General features: G+C 27.7%; 15 protein-coding genes and 1 tRNA gene. 6 read left to right on the top strand and 10 right to left on the bottom strand.

All coding sequences use genetic code 11. The features are described 5' to 3' along the window. Positions 1 to 60 precede the first annotated feature (60 nt). The 5 genes from MKD41_RS05605 to MKD41_RS05625 form a co-directional block, all read right to left on the bottom strand. Entirely contained in the window at positions 61 to 1,059 is a 999-nt protein-coding gene (locus tag MKD41_RS05605) for a lipoate--protein ligase (protein WP_240244459.1), read from the bottom strand. 140 nt (positions 1,060 to 1,199) lie between these two features. After that, positions 1,200 to 1,874: a DUF2461 domain-containing protein gene (locus MKD41_RS05610; protein WP_240244460.1), complete on the bottom strand. Its 675-nt coding sequence runs from the start codon at positions 1,872 to 1,874 to the stop codon at positions 1,200 to 1,202. A gap of 104 nt (positions 1,875 to 1,978) precedes the next feature. Beyond that, the gene (locus tag MKD41_RS05615; protein ID WP_240244461.1) at positions 1,979 to 4,015 is read right to left on the bottom strand and encodes a tetratricopeptide repeat-containing sensor histidine kinase; all 2,037 of its coding nucleotides are present in this window, start codon (positions 4,013 to 4,015) and stop codon (positions 1,979 to 1,981) included. 101 nt (positions 4,016 to 4,116) lie between these two features. Continuing rightward, a complete protein-coding gene (locus MKD41_RS05620) occupies positions 4,117 to 4,797 on the bottom strand; it encodes a M15 family metallopeptidase (protein WP_240244462.1) in 681 nt (226 codons plus the stop codon). 35 nt (positions 4,798 to 4,832) lie between these two features. Further along, positions 4,833 to 5,267 (bottom strand): GNAT family N-acetyltransferase, encoded by a 435-nt coding sequence (locus MKD41_RS05625; RefSeq protein WP_240244463.1) that lies wholly within the window; start codon positions 5,265 to 5,267, stop codon positions 4,833 to 4,835. A gap of 828 nt (positions 5,268 to 6,095) precedes the next feature. Here MKD41_RS05625 and MKD41_RS05630 point away from each other — a divergent pair. Continuing rightward, a tRNA-Gly gene (locus tag MKD41_RS05630) sits at positions 6,096 to 6,168 on the top strand. 31 nt (positions 6,169 to 6,199) lie between these two features. Here MKD41_RS05630 and MKD41_RS05635 read toward each other — a convergent pair. Then, positions 6,200 to 6,844, bottom strand: coding sequence for a rhomboid family intramembrane serine protease (locus tag MKD41_RS05635; protein WP_240244464.1), 645 nt, complete (start codon positions 6,842 to 6,844; stop codon positions 6,200 to 6,202). Between the two features lie 104 nt (positions 6,845 to 6,948). On the opposite strand from MKD41_RS05635, the gene MKD41_RS05640 reads away from it, so the two are divergent. Together MKD41_RS05640 and mgrA are read left to right on the top strand one after the other, a co-directional pair. Further along, positions 6,949 to 7,839: a lysophospholipid acyltransferase family protein gene (locus MKD41_RS05640; RefSeq protein WP_240244465.1), complete on the top strand. Its 891-nt coding sequence runs from the start codon at positions 6,949 to 6,951 to the stop codon at positions 7,837 to 7,839. A 95-nt stretch (positions 7,840 to 7,934) separates the two neighbouring features. Beyond that, entirely contained in the window at positions 7,935 to 8,933 is a 999-nt protein-coding gene (gene mgrA, locus MKD41_RS05645; protein ID WP_240244466.1) for an L-glyceraldehyde 3-phosphate reductase, read from the top strand. Between the two features lie 178 nt (positions 8,934 to 9,111). Here the strand turns inward: mgrA and MKD41_RS05650 are convergent, their stop codons facing one another. Together MKD41_RS05650 and MKD41_RS05655 are read right to left on the bottom strand one after the other, a co-directional pair. Further along, positions 9,112 to 10,272 (bottom strand): C40 family peptidase, encoded by a 1,161-nt coding sequence (locus MKD41_RS05650; RefSeq protein WP_240244467.1) that lies wholly within the window; start codon positions 10,270 to 10,272, stop codon positions 9,112 to 9,114. A gap of 160 nt (positions 10,273 to 10,432) precedes the next feature. Beyond that, on the bottom strand, positions 10,433 to 13,060 hold the full coding sequence (locus tag MKD41_RS05655) for a valine--tRNA ligase (RefSeq protein ID WP_240244468.1): 2,628 nt from the start codon (positions 13,058 to 13,060) through the stop codon (positions 10,433 to 10,435). A gap of 112 nt (positions 13,061 to 13,172) precedes the next feature. Between MKD41_RS05655 and MKD41_RS05660 the strand changes: the two genes are divergently transcribed. The 3 genes from MKD41_RS05660 to murB all read left to right on the top strand — a co-directional run bounded on the left by MKD41_RS05660 (position 13,173) and on the right by murB (position 16,014). Continuing rightward, the gene (locus MKD41_RS05660) at positions 13,173 to 13,619 is read left to right on the top strand and encodes a DUF1573 domain-containing protein (RefSeq protein ID WP_240244469.1); all 447 of its coding nucleotides are present in this window, start codon (positions 13,173 to 13,175) and stop codon (positions 13,617 to 13,619) included. A gap of 198 nt (positions 13,620 to 13,817) precedes the next feature. Next, on the top strand, positions 13,818 to 15,011 hold the full coding sequence (locus tag MKD41_RS05665; RefSeq protein ID WP_240244470.1) for a pyridoxal phosphate-dependent aminotransferase: 1,194 nt from the start codon (positions 13,818 to 13,820) through the stop codon (positions 15,009 to 15,011). A 1-nt stretch (position 15,012) separates the two neighbouring features. Continuing rightward, positions 15,013 to 16,014: a UDP-N-acetylmuramate dehydrogenase gene (gene murB / locus MKD41_RS05670; RefSeq protein WP_240244471.1), complete on the top strand. Its 1,002-nt coding sequence runs from the start codon at positions 15,013 to 15,015 to the stop codon at positions 16,012 to 16,014. 9 nt (positions 16,015 to 16,023) lie between these two features. On the opposite strand, the gene MKD41_RS05675 is transcribed toward murB, so the two are convergent. Further along, positions 16,024 to 16,989, bottom strand: coding sequence for a type I phosphomannose isomerase catalytic subunit (locus MKD41_RS05675; RefSeq protein ID WP_240244472.1), 966 nt, complete (start codon positions 16,987 to 16,989; stop codon positions 16,024 to 16,026). Continuing rightward, positions 16,989 to 18,125 carry a cysteine desulfurase family protein gene (locus MKD41_RS05680; protein WP_240244473.1) on the bottom strand — a complete coding sequence of 379 codons (1,137 nt, stop codon included), beginning with the start codon at positions 18,123 to 18,125 and terminating at the stop codon, positions 16,989 to 16,991. The genes MKD41_RS05675 and MKD41_RS05680 overlap by 1 nt, the downstream gene beginning before the upstream one ends. Positions 18,126 to 18,151: the final 26 nt, after the last annotated feature.

The raw sequence follows: 18,151 nt of genomic DNA on the forward strand, positions 1-18,151 counted from the left end.
AGGCGATGATTTTTTCATTGCCTTTTTCTCGTTTTTATGTTTTTTTAAACTTAATGCTAATTAATCATTACCATAAACAAGATTTATAAAATCTAATTTTTCTAATTTCCCAAAATAATTTTCTACAACAACCCCTTCAAGCTTTTTAGAAATTTCATTTTTATCGTAAGGCACACCAATTAACAAGGTTTCAAGATCTGAAATAGGCTGTCTTCCAAAGAAATCTCCAAATACTTTAAACTCAGAAATAAGTCCTTTTTCAACAAAAATACGCAGGTCTATTTCACCTATAGCAAAACGTTTGCTGCGCTGTATATTAAATTTAGGCGAACGTCCATAATTCCATTCCCATAAATCATATTTTTCAGCTTTTAGTTGATGCACAGCATTCCATTCAGCTTCAGTTAACTTATGAATTTCAAAATGTTCACGCGCTTCAAACAATCCATTAAGTAATTGCTGTTTAAAATCATCCATTGTAATAGGAGTTTTTAAAAACTCACTAATATTTGCAACACGACTTCTTACAGATTTATGACCTTTAGACTGAATTTTACTCATTTTTACTTGAAGTGCCTTACTAACTTCACCCATATCTGTATCAAATAACAGAGTACCGTGGCTAATCATTCTTTTTCCTGTAGAAAATTGAGCTGTACCAGAAATTTTCTTTTCATCTACCAATATATCATTACGACCTTTTAACTCAGCAGTAACTCCCATAGCATTTAACACACGAATTACTGGTGCCGTAAACTTTTTAAAGTTACTAATACTTTTACCATCGTGATTGGTAATAAAACTAAAGTTTAAATTTCCTAAATCATGATATACTGCTCCACCTCCAGAAATACGCCTAACAACCTCAATATTATTTGCATCTATATACTCTTGGTTAATTTCTTCTAAAGTATTTTGATTTCGTCCAATAATTATAGATGGTTTGTTTATATAAAACAATAAATAATCTGTAGAAGCATCAAAATTTCTTAAAGCATATTCTTCTAATGCTAAATTTAATTTAGGATCAGTATTCCCTTCATTATCGATAAAAATCATAGATTTTGTGTATTTTTTATGGCTTACAAATATAAAGAATTTTTAAAGTGGTATTCATTATTTAAAACGAAATTAAACGAGTTGTTTAAAATTTAATTTTTTTTATTCCGTGTTCAATCTACCTCTTTCAAAAGATGTGTTTAATCTATTATAGATTCTCCATTTAAATCTGTTGTAAGTATTTCACTCATATAATCAAAATACGGACGCATTGCCTTAAAACTAGCATCTACTTCATCTAAAAAGTTTGAAGCCAAAACTTCTTTAGTTGTAAATTTTCTAATTACAATAAACTGTTTCATTCGTATTAAATCTATATCTAGATGTTCCTTATCGAATCCTCTTGGAGCTGTTTTTAATGCAGTACCTTCTAATTTACCAAAATATTTTATAAAATTTTCACTGTTTATTATAGCACGAATTTCGGTAGTATCCATTTCAAATTCCTTTCTAATTCGAAATAAATCTTCTTTATTAGGATCCCAAAAACCACCTGCTAAAAAACTTTCTTCAGGATTTATTTCCAAATAATAACCACCTCTTAATCTTTTAGTTGCTCTAGAAAACGACCCTGAAAAATGTGTTTTATAAGGTGTTTTATCTTTTGAAAAACGTACATCTCTATAAATTCTAAAAAACTTAAATCTATCTATTGTATCATGTAATTTTAAGCGTTCCATTAACGCATTGTAGAATTTTTTTACTTTAAGTTGTTCAATTTGAAATTGGGGTTTATTTTCAGTAAACCATTCGCGATTGTTATTATTTTTAAGTGTTTTTAAAAAGTCAAATGTTGATTTTTCTATGGAGGTCATTTTTATTTATTTAGAAATTTCAATGTACAAAAAGAGTTTTCAAAAACTAAATTCTAATACATTTTTATTTTAATACTTAGTAATAGCGTAAAACAAATAGAAATTTAATTTTTATAAATCGGTAAAGAAAACATAAATACACTCCCTTTATTTAAAGTACTTTCCACCCAAATTTTACCACCGTTTTTTTCAACAAAATCTTTACAAAGTATTAACCCTAGACCAGATCCTTGTTCGTTTGCAGTTCCAATACTACTTACTTTATTCTCTATAGAAAATAAATTATTAATAGTTTCTTGAGACATTCCTATTCCGCTATCTTTTACTTGTACTGTAACAAAATTTTCTTCAACAGTAGAACTTATATAAATTTCGCCACCCGTTTTAGTAAACTTAATAGCATTAGATAGTAAATTTCTTAAAATTGTATTTAACATATTTTCATCTGTATCAACATACAAATTATGATAAACATTATTAAATATACTTATTTCTTTATTTATGGCTTGAATTTCAACTAAAGAGATTACATCTGCAATTTGTTTTATCAATTCAATTTTAACGGGATTAAATTTTAAAGTTCCCGATTGAGAATTGGCCCAAATTAATAAGTTGTTTAATAATTCTGATGCCTTTGTGGTTGAACCCTTAACTATTTTTAAAAATTTTAGTTGTTTTTCTTCGTCATAAATAGCAATATTTTCAATTAAAAGCTCTGTAAAACCTCTAATTGAATTGAATGGATTTTTTAAATCGTGTGCAATAATTGAGAAGAGTTTATCTTTAGTATCATTTAATAATTTTAAATTATTAGTCTGCAATTTAATTTCTTCATGCATTCTACTAATTTGATGATTTTTAAACTCTAATAAATTGTAAGCCTTCTTTTTAGAAGTTTGTTGCAAAATTAAAATAATTACAAAAACACCAAAAATGGTGAATGCAATTACCAAAAAATACATTATTTTTTTTTCAATTTCATTTTTTTCTGAAAGTTGATTGATTTTAAAACTAGATTCCTCTAACTTATTTAATGCATTAAATAACAGCACTTTTTTATATTTACTAGTCTTTAAAATAGTGTCATTTAACTTTGTATATTGTTTTAAAAGTTTAAGCGACTTAGATATATTCCCTTTATTTTCATAGGCTATTGCTAAATTTTTTAAGTTATTCATTTTATAATCTTGCATTCCTAACTTTTCTGAAATTTCAAGACTTTTATTTCCGTAATAAATGGCTTTATTATAATTTTTAGCTCTATTTTCAAGATCTGAAAGGTTTAAATAAAGTAATGCGTATAAATATTCATCAATTTTTAATTGAGAAATCTTATCTAATGATTTATTAAAATACACTTTAGCTTCATCATACAGACCTAACTCCATATAATAATCTCCTATATTATTGAAGTTTATTGCAACACCTTCATATTCTTTTAAAGCCTCTTGTAATTCAATAGACTTAAAGTAATAATCAACACCATTAGAGTAAATGTCAGCATCTATTATTGCATTTGCCATATTAGTATAACAAGTTGCAATACCTAGAGTATCTTTTAAATTTACATAAATATCTAAAGCATCTTTATAATACCTTTCTGCAAATTCATAATTCTCATTATCATAATATAAATGACCTATACCAATATAATTATCTGCCACACCATCTTCATCTCTTAAATCTTGATAATGAATTAACGATTTAAAATAGTAATCAATTGCTTTATCTCCTTCTGTTAATAATGAATAGTTATAGCCTATTTGCATTTTTATTTCGGCTACCTTTTTAATTTTATTTAATTCCTGAAATAGCGGTATTGCATTTTCGTAATACTTAATAGCAACATTATATTGATAGTTATCTTCATAATAAATTGCAATATTATAAAGACATTCTGCAATATGAGGTTTTGAATTAATCTGTTTTGCTAATACTAAGCCTTTCTTATAATAATGGTAAGATGAGTCTATTTTCTGAAGACTATAAAAGGTTTTAGCAACATTAAGTATTTCCGAAACTTTAGTTGTATCTACTAATTCTTCTGTCGTATTTTCATACAGTGTATAATAAATACTAGTAATTGCACTACTTTTAAAAGTAATTAAAAATAAAATAAAAAATATATTTTTTTTTAGCATTTACTATATTAATAGAGGGAAATTAATAAATAGTTTCAATTTTTCTTTATAAAAATCAAATTTACTTATTTTTTATTTAATAAACGACACTATACAATATGTTAATTATTTATTAAATCTATATTTATATCTAAAATATTCTCCGAAGTATATTTACTTAGAAATTCTTTTGTTAAATATTGACTTCCATTCAATTCAATATTTTTATAGAACTCAATTAAATTAATTTTTCTAAATTCTAGCAACATTTGGTCAGAAAGCGGCTTATATGTATAATGCCAAGGCTCGTATTTAAAACCTTTTCTTGAACTTATATTTGTATAAACTAAGTAAAATCCAAAAGATTCGGCATGTGTATCCATCCATTTTTTTAATTTAGCATACACACCATTTTTTTCATAATTACTTTCAATCAAAAGACTTTTAGGAGCTTTAACAGAACCATCAATAATATCAAAATCAGTTCCCCAATGGTGACGAGATGTACCAGGAATAGTAGAATACTCTATTATTTTCTGAAGCGCCTTATCAGGCGCTAAGCCTTGTGAAATATATAAATTGTACTTTCTATTCCAAATATTTTTTTGACGGTTAAAACTTCTATATCCTGAAACAATTTTTATATCTATACCCTCTTTAAGTGCTGCTTTTTTCATTTCTTTAAAAGCTTGTAAAGTTTCTTTTTGTAACTTATAAGAAGTTCCTTCCAAAACTAAATCTCCCCTACCCATTAAAGCTTTTTCACTAAAATTCTGTTGAGAAAAAACTGAAAAACAAAACATAACAAAAAAACAATATAATAAAAATCTACGCATCTTTAATTTAAGTATTTATACATTACAAAATGATTTCCAATAAATGGTACATCAAATTTATCTCCAAAAATTAAAAACCTTTGTTTTTTATAAAAATCTAATGCAATTACTCGCGCATTACACCACAAACAATCGATATTTTTTTTTCGTAAAATTTCTACAGCTTCAAGTATTAAATGTTTTCCAGCCCCAAAACCTTGGTGTTTTTCTATGGTTGCCATACCTCTTAACTGGTATTGTTTTCCTTTAAAATTATTATTTTCAGCTTTCATAAAGCTAGACACTGCAATTAATTTTCCTTCTTTAAAAGCACCAAGATGAAACGTTTCAGCATCAAAATCGCCTTTAAACTCATAAGGCAGTGGTATATTTTTTCGTAAAACCTCTAGTCTAATTTCAAAAGTTTCTTCTGCTGTAATCTTTTTAACTTCAATCATTTTTAATTAAATATTATAAATAAAATAAAGCTAATTTATAACAAAAATGTTTATGATTATTAAAAAAACAAACTCTAAATCTAAATTAGGTAATTTAGAACATTATGATTAATTTTACCCTAAATTATTATTTATTTCATGTAATATTTTAAAAATGTATTTCGTAAAAACAAAACATACTTATTGCTTACATTCAACAGTAAACCACTTGTTGTTTTGTTCTTTTATGTTTTTAAAACGTAAACTTATCTTCCTGAATTAAACAGGCATAACGAGTGTGCCTGAAAAACTCTTTTACATTATTATCATATAGAATCAATTCAATTTAAAATAAATTGAATTGAATGGTAATACTCGTATTTAAAATAATGTATTGTTACAGAGTTTAGGTTATTGAAAATTTTATATAAACTTTAAAATAATATACAATGGCTGTATTAAGAAAGAAACTTACTAAAGAAGAATTAAATAAGAAAAAACAAGAAAAAATTCAAAAAAAACTAGAAGCTAAAAAAATGAAAAAACGAAAATCTAGAGCTTAAAATAACCTTCTAGTCAATATTAATGTTAAATTTTTTTAAACAAACAGGCTATAATTATAAAACTATAGCCTGTTTTTATGTTTTTTTATAGCTTTTGAAAAAAAAATCAAAAAAATAACAGATTAAATATTTTTTCGTGATATTAATAACTTTACCCAACATATTGAAAATGAATATTCTGAATTAAACACTTTTAAAATCAGAAATTTTTAGTCTAAAAAAATTAAATTTTCTTAAAAAAACGTTTGCAAAAGTTAAAAAGGATTGTATATTTGCATCACCAATTGCGAGAGTAGCTCAGTTGGTAGAGCTTCAGCCTTCCAAGCTGACTGTCGCCGGTTCGAGCCCGGTCTCTCGCTCAAAAAAAGCCAAACAAAAGTTTGGCTTTTTTTATTTTAAACGATTTCCAAAAAGCAATAACAAAACAATTGGAATCCCCAACATTATAACTGTAGAAGTACTATTTAAAAAAACTTCTGGATACACTAATAACGTTAAAGCATACCCTCCTATTGCACCACCTAAGTGAGCTGTGTGCCCTACATTTCCTAACTGCTTTTTCATTCCATAGATTGAATACAACAAATAACCAATTCCAAAAATATAACCTGGAATGGGTATTGGTAATGGAAACATCATTAAACTCATTGTAGGATTTAGTAAAATTGCCCCATAAATTATACCTGCAACCGCACCAGAAGCACCAACTGCGCTATAATACAATTCACTTTTATGATAGGTTAATGTCAAAATACTTCCCGCTATTAAGCTTCCTAAATAAAGAATTAAAAATTTAACAACTCCTAATTTAAAAATTATAATAGGTGCAAAAATATACAACACATACATATTTAAAATTAAATGCAAATAATCTACATGTAAAAATCCAGAAGTAAACATTCTAATTTTTTCACCTCTATTAATTGCGCCAATATGAAATTTATACTTATCAAAAAACAAACGGTCGCTAAATCCCTTCATAGAAACAAGCACATTAACAATTATTAATATTAGTAGTGTTTTGTCTATATTCATTTAAAAAATTTTAACATTAATTCACTAAAGTATAAAAATTTAATGATATTGAATTGATAGTTGTTAAGAAACAAAAATTAAATACGATATTTGCATTTACTATTATGAATTTACTTGTATACATTCTTGTTTACCCTATAATTTGGTTACTATCTATATTGCCATTCAAAATCTTATATTTTATATCTGATATAATATATTTATTAGTCTATTATGTTATTGGCTATAGAAAAAAAGTGGTTTTCTATAACTTAAAACTCACTTTTCCTCAAAAAACAGATAAAGAACTTATTAAACTTAGAAAATTATTTTACCATCATTTTGTCGATATTTTTATTGAAATGATAAAGTCTTTTACAGTTTCTAAAAAAGAGATTTATAAAAGATATCAATATACTAATCTTAATTTTTTTACAGATTTATATAAAGATGGTAAAAGCGTTGTTTTAGTTGGTCCACATTATGCAAATTGGGAATGGATAATGAGCCTAGATTCTTTTGTAAAATACAAAGGTTATGCTGCTTATACAAAAATAAACAACCCTTATTTTAATAATCAAATATTAAAATCTAGAACTAAGTTTGGCACTTCATTAGTACAAACTTCTAAAGTTATTTCTGAAATTAAAAAAAATCAGAAAAACAACGTACAAGCTATATACGGTTTGCTTAGCGACCAATCTCCACAGTTAAAAAAGACGTTTTATTGGAGTGAATTTCTAGGCATAAAAGTACCAATACATACCGGTGCAGAAATGCTAGCTAAAAGATACGATTTAAATGTGGTTTATATGGATGTGCAAAGGATAAAACGCGGATATTACCAAACTACATTTAGCTTAATTACAGATAATGCTACAAAATTTGAAGATTACCAAATAACCGACATATTTTTAGAAAAAGTTGAAAAACAAATTAGAATAAATCCTGAGTTTTATTTTTGGACTCATAAACGTTTTAAGCACAAAGACAAAGCTCCAAAAGAAGATTCTTAATCTAAAATCAACTATTTCTTATTAAATACGCTTTATTTTTACACCTATAAAATAATTATAAAGATATTTAAAATCTAACCTGATAATAAAAAATTATGAGTAAAAAATTTAAATATGAAGCAAGCGCTTCAAGATATGACAACATGAGCTACAGAAGAACAGGTAAAAGTGGCTTATTACTTCCTGAACTATCTTTAGGTCTATGGCATAATTTTGGAGAAAAAGACGATTTTAACAATGCTAAAAATTTAATAAAATGTGCTTTTGATAACGGAATCACACATTTTGATTTAGCAAATAATTATGGTCCTCCTTATGGTTCTGCTGAAACTACCTTTGGAAAAATATTAAAAAAAGACTTCAAAAAATATAGAGATGAATTAATAATATCATCAAAAGCAGGTTATGATATGTGGCCTGGGCCTTATGGCGATTTCGGCTCTAAAAAGTATTTAACCGCTAGTTTAGATCAAAGTTTAAAACGTATGAATTTAGACTATGTAGATATTTTTTACCATCACCGTCCAGATTATGATACGCCTTTAGAAGAAACTATGGGCACTTTAGATTTAATGGTTCGCCAAGGAAAAGCACTGTATGTTGGTATTTCTAACTATCAACCAGAGAGAGCAGCAGAAGCATTTAAAATTTTAAAAGAATTGGGAACACCATGTTTAATTCACCAACCTAGATATAGTATGTTAGACCGTTGGGTTGAAGATGGATTGTTAAACTTAATTGAAAAAGAAGGTGTTGGTGCTATCGCTTTTTCGCCATTAGCGCAAGGAATGTTAACCGATAAATATTTAAATGGTTTTCCTGAAGATTCTAGAGCTATAAAAGATGGTAGGTATTTAAAAACGGAACAAATTAATAAGCAGCTTTCTAAAATAAAAAAACTAAACGAAATTGCTTTAAAAAGAGAGCAAAGTTTAGCTCAAATGGCTATTTCTTGGATTTTAAAAGATAATAGAATTACATCTGTTTTAATTGGCGCTAGTAAAACAGCACAAATTTTAGATAGTTTAAAAGCAATAGATAATACTACTTTTTCAAAGGAAGAATTAACGGCTATTGAAACTATTTTAAGCTAATTACTAGATTATTTTCAATAAAAAAAAAGACTGTCTAAAAAGTTAAATTTTCGTCAACCTGAATTTATTTTAGGTTCTCATAGTGATTGATTATCAGTAAGATGAGATTTTGAAATAAAATCAAAATGACAGGTTTCTATACTTTTCAGACAGTCTCTTTTCTGTAATTAAATAAAACTTAAAGTTTTATAAGCTCCTTACTTTCAACATCTAAATACCTTCTACTTCCTAAATAATGCTCTCCACACCAAGCATCATAGGCGTCAGAAGTTGGATCCATAGAATTTAAACGCACTCTTTTTGAAGAATGAATAAATTCTTGTTTCCCATTTCCTAACCAAATACCTACATGAGTAACACGTTGTTTTTTATCAGCTGTTGCTTTAGTACCAAAAAACATTAAATCTCCCTTTTCTAAACCTTCTAACTCTAAATTTTTATCAACAATTTCACCTTTTAAAATTTGTTGAGAAGCATCTCTCGGTGTTACAAAACCATTCATTAAATACACAGTTTTTACAAAACCACTACAATCCATTGCTTTTGTAGAAGTTCCTCCCCATAAATATGGCGAACCTAACAAACTTTTAGCATAACGTTCTACTAATTCTTTAGAAGGTTTTAAATGAATTAACCATTGCTTATATTTTTCGGCGTCGTCTTTTTTAAGAAAACCAACTCTTCCATCAGGAAATTCAACTTTAAAACTGTTTGCTAATTCTTCAATTAATTTAACTTTTCCTCCAAGAACCATATCTGTTAAAATAATTTTGAAATCAGAATCTTGATAAGAATTCCCTGTAGTTTTTGTATAAATTATAAGTTCAGATTCATTCCATTTATTTAATTGATCTTTTGTAAAAAATGCAATTCCACCATTATCTACCCATGCAATATATTTTTCTGGAGTTTGTACTAGCGAAAAAGACCCATCATTTTTTAAAACTTTTAATTCTGTTCCTAAAATAACTTGAGTAACTAACTCTGCAGAATGTTTTCCTTTACCTCTTAAATTCGATGCAGAATTATTTGCCAATGCATATGTATATTCTCCTACAGTTGCCTCTGGTAAAATTGAAACACTATCTATAAATACTATTCCTTTAGCTGTTAAACTACTTTTTAGACCTTCAATAGCTAATGGATTATCTGTTTCTCCTTCTAATATTAAATTAGTTCCTGCTTTTTTATATGAAACATCATAAATAGCAACTCTTTTATCTGGTGCATATTTAGTTTTAATACTGTCGTTTAAATTTTTAAATGTAGTTATAGAGTTTTTATCTGTTTGACAAGAATAAAAAAGTACTAATACTAAAATATAGTTTAAATATTTCATGTGTTGTTTTAAGGTTATATTAAAAATTAATTAAGTAGTGTTTTCTTTTTCAAATATATTGAATTTTAAGCAAAATAATATTAAAACAAAAAGAGATTCCAATAAATTGGAACCTCTTTTCTAAAGTACATTTGCCAGCCATAGCTAGTGTACTGTTTTTTTACAAGCTATTTAAACTAGCTTTTATTGTTTCAATTTTAGATAAAGCATCTGCTTCTTTTTGACGTTCGATAGCAATTACTTTTTCTGGAGCATTATTTACAAAACGCTCATTACTTAATTTCTTTTGAACAGATTTTAAGAAACCTTCAGTATATTTTAATTCTTCTTCTAACTTAGCTTTTTCAGCTTCAACATCAATTGCATCTCCCATTGGAATAAAATATTCGTTAGATTTTACTCTAAAACTCAATGCTCCTTCAACTTTTTCAGTAACATAATTTATGCTAGACAAGTTACCTAATTTTTCAATAACTTTATCAAAATCGGTAGTAGTATTGTCATTATTCAATACAGAAAATTCTATTTGTTCTTTAAAAGAAATATTTTTTTCTTTTCTAATATTTCTAATTCCTGAAATTACTTCTGAAGCAATTTTAAAATTTGAAATTAAAGATTCGTTAACTTCTACTAAAGTAGGATACTCTGCAATAATTAACGCTTCTTCAGGAGTTCTTTCAGAAATATGTTGCCAAATTTCTTCAGTTAAGAATGGCATAAATGGATGTAATATTTTTAAATTATCTTCTAAAAATGAAATTACACTTTTTAATGTTTTAGCATCAATAGGTTGTTGATACCCCGGTTTTACCATTTCTAAGAACCAAGAAGAAAAATCGTCCCAAATTAATTTGTAAATACTCATTAAAGCTTCACTAATTCTATATTGATCAAAAGATTTCTCTAAATCATGTAAGGTTTGTTGAAACTTAGCTTGATACCAATCAATAGCAATTTTAGCAGATTGTGGTTGTTCTATAGTTTCAGAAACTTCCCAACCTTTTATTAAACGGAACGCATTCCATATTTTATTTGAAAAATTTCGTCCTTGTGCACATAATTCTACATCAAATAATAAATCGTTACCAGCAGCAGAACATAACAACATTCCAACACGAACACCATCTGCTCCGTATTTTTCCATTAATTCAATAGGATCTGGCGAATTACCTAAGGATTTAGACATTTTTCGTCCTTTTGCATCACGTACAATTCCAGTAAAATATACGTTTGTAAATGGTTTTTCTTGTCTAAATTCATAACCAGCAAAAATCATACGAGCAACCCAAAAGAAAATAATATCAGGACCTGTTACTAAATCGTTTGTTGGATAATAATAGTTAATTTCTTTATTTTCAGGATTATTAATACCATCAAAAACAGAAATTGGCCATAACCAAGAAGAAAACCAAGTATCTAAAGCATCTGGATCTTGCTTTAAATCTTCAACTTTAAATTCTTTCCCTACTTTTTCTGAAGCTTTTTTAACCGCTTCTTCAATAGTTTCAGCAATTACAAAATCTTCTACACCTTCGCCATAAAAATATGCAGGAATTTGATGTCCCCACCAAAGTTGACGAGAGATATTCCAGTCACGTACATTTTCTAACCAGTGACGGTAGGTATTGTTATAATGTTTTGGGAAGAACTTAATTTCTTCATCTTCTAGCACTGCTTTTAAAGCCGGTTTAACAATAGTATCCATTTTTAAAAACCATTGAGCTGAAATTTTTGGTTCTATTACTTCTTTTGTTCTTTCAGAAGTACCAACTTTATGCATATATGGTTCAACTTTTACCAAACAACCTATTTCTTCAAGTTCTTTTGTAATTTCTTTACGAACTACAAAACGATCTTTTCCTTCATAATGCAGTCCAAAAGAGTTTAATGTTGCGTCATCATTAAAAATATCAATTACTTCTAAATTATGTTTTTCACCTAAAACCTTATCATTTGGATCGTGTGCTGGAGTAACTTTTAAACATCCTGTTCCAAATTCTATATCTACATATTCATCTTCAATAATAGGAATTACTCTATCAACAATTGGTACAATTGCTTTTTTACCTTTTAAATGTCTAAAACGTTCATCATTAGGATTAATACAAATTGCTGAGTCTCCTAAAATAGTTTCTGGACGCGTAGTTGCAATTGTAAGTACATCTTCACTTCCTTCAATTTTATAATTTACATGGTATAGGTTACCTTGTTTTTCTTCAAAAATAACCTCTTCGTCAGATAAGGTTGTTTTTGCAGAAGGATCCCAATTCACCATTCTATAACCTCTATAAATAAATCCTTTATTATATAGGTCTATAAAAACCTTAGTAACAGCTTCACTTAAATCTGCATCCATAGTAAACTTTGTACGTTTCCAATCGCAAGAAGCTCCTAATTTTTTTAATTGTTCTAAAATAATGCCTCCGTGTTCATCAGTCCAATCCCACGCATGTTTTAAAAACTCATCACGTGTTAAATCACTTTTATGTATGCCTTGCTCTTTTAATTTAGCTACCACTTTTGCTTCTGTAGCAATTGAAGCGTGATCGGTTCCTGGTACCCAACAGGCATTTTTACCTTTTAACCGTGCTCTTCTAATTAAAACATCTTGAATGGTGTTATTTAACATATGCCCCATATGCAAAACTCCAGTAACATTTGGAGGAGGAATTACAATTGTATAAGGTTCTTTTTCATTTGGAATTGAATAAAAATAGTTATTATTCATCCAGTAGTTATACCACTTATCCTCTATATCTTGAGGATTGTATTTTGTTGCTAAACTCATTTTTGGTCTGATATTTGTAATATAGTTTGCAAATGTACAATTATAAGCCTTAACATAAAATATTTTGAAAGCTTAAAAAAATAAGTACCTTTACACTTTAAAATTTATAATTATGAAAAAATTTTTAACTTTATTATTTATAGGATTTATAGCATTTTCTATAAAAGCACAAGAAAAAAATGCTAATAACACTACAGTTGATCCAAATGCACCGGCATTTGAATTTGAAAAAGAAGTAATTGATTATGGTAAAATTGAACAAAATGCTGATGGTGTTCGTGTTTTTAAATTTACAAACACAGGAAAATCGCCTTTAATAATTTCAAGAATTCAATCTAGTTGTGGATGTACGGTTCCTACAAAACCAAAAGACCCAATTATGCCTGGTAAAACTGGTGAAATTGAAGTAAAATACGCTACTAATAGAATTGGAGGTTTTAACAAAACAATTACTATTTTTTCTAATGCTACTGAACCTACAAAAAGAGTTCGAATTAAAGGAATTGTTTTAAAACCAGAATCTGATGTTGTAAAACAAAAATCTAAAGTTGCTATTTAATTGTAACATTTTAACATACATTATAAAACTCTCTAATTTCTTAGAGAGTTTTTTTTATAGTTTACTAATTATTCTCTTGTAAACGAGTATCAGTTGCAGAAAATAAATCAAAGCTTCATCTCCAATAATTTCTCTTAAATATTCTATTTTTTAGAAATTATTTCGCAATTTTGTTACATAATTTTAAACATTTATTAAATGCCTTCTATATCAACTAAAGGAAAAAATATGCCTGAGTCTCCAATTAGAAAATTGGTTCCTTATGCCGAAAATGCTAAAAAAAGAGGAATAGAAGTATTTCATTTAAATATTGGGCAACCCGATATTAAAACTCCAGATTGCGCTTTACAAGCCATTAAAAACAATACTGTTGAAGTTCTTGCATATAGCAGATCTGAAGGTTCTGAAGAATACCGAACAAAAATTGCAAAGTATTATGCAAAAAATAATATAAATGTAACTGCAAACGAAATTATTGTTACAACTGGTGGATCTGAAGCCTTATTATTTGCCTTAGGAAGTATTACAGACCCTGGAGATGAAATAATTATTCCAGAGCCATTTTACGCTAACTACAATGGATTCTCTATTGGATCTGGTGTAAATATTGTTCCTGTAATTTCAAAAATAGAAGATAATTTTGCCTTACCTCCTATTTCTGAATTTGAAAAACTAATTACTTCAAAAACTAAAGCAATATTAATTTGTAATCCTGGAAATCCGACTGGATATTTATATTCTAAAGAAGAAATTGAAAAATTAGCTGAGATTGTAAAAAAACACGATTTATTTTTAATTGCTGATGAAGTTTACAGAGAGTTTGTTTATGACAACATACAACATCAATCTGTTTTAAGTAACTTTGACTTAGAAGAAAATGCTATTATAATCGATTCCGTTTCTAAACGTTACAGCATGTGTGGTGCTCGTATTGGTTGTTTAGTTTCTAAAAATAAAGATGTAATAAAAACTGCACTTAAATTTGCACAAGCACGTCTAAGCCCGCCTACATTTGCTCAAATTGCAAGTGAAGCTGCTTTAGAAACACCACAATCTTATTTTGATGAAGTAATTGTTGAATATAAAGACCGAAGAGATACTTTAATTCAAGAACTTCAAAAAATTGAAGGTATAAAAGTTGCAAACCCAAAAGGAGCTTTTTATTGTGTTGCTGAATTACCAATTGATAATGCTGATAAATTTGCTCAATGGTTATTAGAAGATTACAGCATAAATGGCCAAACAGTTATGGTTGCTCCTGCTGCTGGTTTTTATAGTACAAAAGGAATTGGAACCAACCAAGTAAGAATTGCTTATGTTCTAAAAAAGGAAGATTTAATTAGATCTGTAGCCATTTTAAAAGAGGCTATTAAAAAATACAATCAAATTTAAATTGAATATTCTACACAACATTTCTTTAAAAAAATACAACACGTTTGGTATTGATGTTAATGCCAAACGTTTTGTTGAAATAAATTCTATTGCTGAATTAAAAAAACTTGTATCCAATGAAAAAAATATATTTTTAATTGGAGGCGGAAGTAATATGCTATTAACTTCAGCTATTGAAAAGTTAGTTGTTCATTTAAATTTAAAAGGTATTGTTGTTAATGATACCGAAAAAGATGTTGTTTTTGTTACTGCTGAAGCTGGCGAAAACTGGCACGATTTTGTTGTTTGGTGTATTTCTCAAAATTATGGAGGATTAGAAAATCTTTCCTTAATTCCAGGAAATGTTGGCACCTCTCCTATCCAAAATATTGGCGCTTATGGTGTAGAAATTAAAGATACTTTTCATCAATTAGAAGCTTTAGAAATTGCCACTGGAAAAACAAAAATTTTTAAACATAGCGATTGTAATTTTGGCTATAGAAATTCTGTTTTTAAAAATAAAGTTAAAGGTCAATATATTATTACTAGTGTAACTTTTAAACTTACTAAAAGTAACCATAAAACCAATATTAGCTACGGAGCCATTAAAGAAGTACTTAAAAACATTGAAAAGCCTACTTTAAAAGATATTTCTAACGCTGTAATTTCTATTAGACAAAGTAAACTTCCTGATCCAAAAAAGATTGGAAATAGCGGTAGTTTTTTTAAAAATCCAATTATAGATATTGAATTATTTAAAAAACTACAAGAAAAACATCCAACTATTCCAAATTACAAGGTTTCGTCAAAAGAGATTAAGGTTCCTGCAGGTTGGCTTATTGAACAATCTGGTTTTAAAGGTAAACGTTATGGAGAAACTGGTGTACACGAAAAACAAGCGTTGGTTTTAGTTAATTATGGAAATGCCAGCGGTAAAGAAGTGTATCAACTAGCAAAAAAAATACAGCAAACTGTTTTAGACAAATTTGCTGTACCTTTAGAAATTGAAGTAAATATTATTTAATTATTTTAATTAAACTGTTACTTCTAATAAATTACAAGTTCCTTTAATTGTTACATTTTTTGTTGTTGCTGGAACTAAAACTGTTTCTCCAAAATTAATGGTTTCAGATTTTCCATTAACAGTAATTATTCCACCTCCTTCAACACACATAAAAATTACAAATGAATCTGCTGTTGCGTAATCCAACTCTAATTCTTGTGCTACAGGAATAAAATTTGTTTTAAAATACTCACATTTTACAACATTATTTAATTTATTTTTTTCTGAAGTATAAGTTCTAACAGTATCTATTTCATCACTAAAATTAAGCGCATCTACGGCTAATTCTGTATGTAATTCTCGCTCATTTCCTGCATCATCTACTCTATCAAAATCGTAGATTCTATACGTAATATCAGATGTTTGTTGAATCTCAGCCAAAACAATTCCTGCCCCAATTGCATGTACAGTTCCTGTTTCAATAAAAAATGCATCTCCTTTTTTTACTGGAACATCATTTAAAACAGACATAATTTTCTTTTCTTCCAATAATTTTACATACGTATCTGCATCAATTGTTTTATTAAAGCCAAGAATTAACCGAGAACCTTCGTCGGCTTGCATAATGTACCACATTTCAGTTTTTCCAAAGGAATTATGACGCTTTTTAGACAAAGCATCATTAGGATGTACTTGTACAGATAAATCTTGTTTAGCATCAATAAATTTAATTAACAATGGAAAATTTGTTCCAAAATTGGCAAAGTTATTTTTACCTAATAAATCAACCGTATAGGTTTCTAACAGTTCTTTTAAAGATTTTCCTTTTAAAGCACCATTTTCCACTATAGAAACATCTCCTTTTACATCAGAAATTTCCCAGCTTTCACCTATATCTTTTAAATCAGATTTTTTATTTAGCTTATTTATTAACTTATCTCCTCCCCAAATTTTATCTTTTAATATTGGTTGGAATTTTATTGGATAGTTTAACATTATTTAATTATTTGTTTTAAATTTTTAATTACGTAATCTATTTCTTCAATGGTATTTAATTTACTAAACGAAAAACGAACCGACGTTTTAAATTGCTCATTTTTAGGTAAAATAGCATTTAACACATGAGAACCTTGATTGCTTCCACTTTGGCAAGCACTTCCTCCAGAAACTGCAATTCCTTTTAAATCTAAGCTAAAAAGCAACATTGCGTATTCTTTTGGAAAACGAACATTTAAAATAGCATAGCTACTTTCGTTTTCACTTTCAGAACAGCCATTAAAAATAATTCCTTCAAAAGATTGCTTTAACTCTTTTATAAAATAATTTTTAATCTTTTTTATATATTTTTCGTCTTCTTTTAAATATAAATGTGCTAATTCTAAGGCTTTTTCCATTCCTAAAATACCGTGTACATTTTCGGTACCTGCTCTTGCTCCTCTTTCTTGCTCTCCACCATGTAAAATAGGATAAATACCAAATCCTTTTTTTATATATGCAAAACCAACTCCTTTTGGTCCGTGAAATTTATGTGCACTTGCTGCAAAAAAATCAATTGGAGTTTCTTTTAAATCCAAATTAAAATGCCCTATTGCTTGCACGGCATCTGAATGAAACAATGCATTATTTATTGCACACAAATTAGCTACTTTTTTAATGTCTAAAAAATTCCCAATCTCATTATTTACATACATTAAACTCACTAATTTTTTAGAAGTATCATGCTGTAATAATTTTTCTAAATGCAGGTAATTTAAAACACCATTTTCATCTAAATCTACCCAATGTACAGTTATTTTAAACTCTTTTTCTAAATCATCAATAGTATGTAAAACCGCGTGATGTTCTATTTTTGAAGAAATAATAGTAGTTACTCCTAAATTAGTTACTGCATTTCGTAAAATTAAGTTATCGGCTTCACTTCCTCCAGAAGTAAAAACAATTTCATTAGCTGAAGCATTAAAATGCTTGGCTATGTTTTTTCTTGCAGTTTCAACCAACGATTTTGCCTTTCTACCTATTTGATGGATTGAAGAAGGGTTTCCATAAAAATGAGTCATAGAATCCGAAATTGTAGTTACTACTTCTGGCAAAATTGGAGACGTTGCGGCGTTATCTAAATAAATATTTTTCATCAAATGCAAAATTAACTAAAATAGTT

Source organism: Lutibacter sp. A64 (assembly GCF_022429565.1).
GTDB lineage: Bacteria > Bacteroidota > Bacteroidia > Flavobacteriales > Flavobacteriaceae > Lutibacter.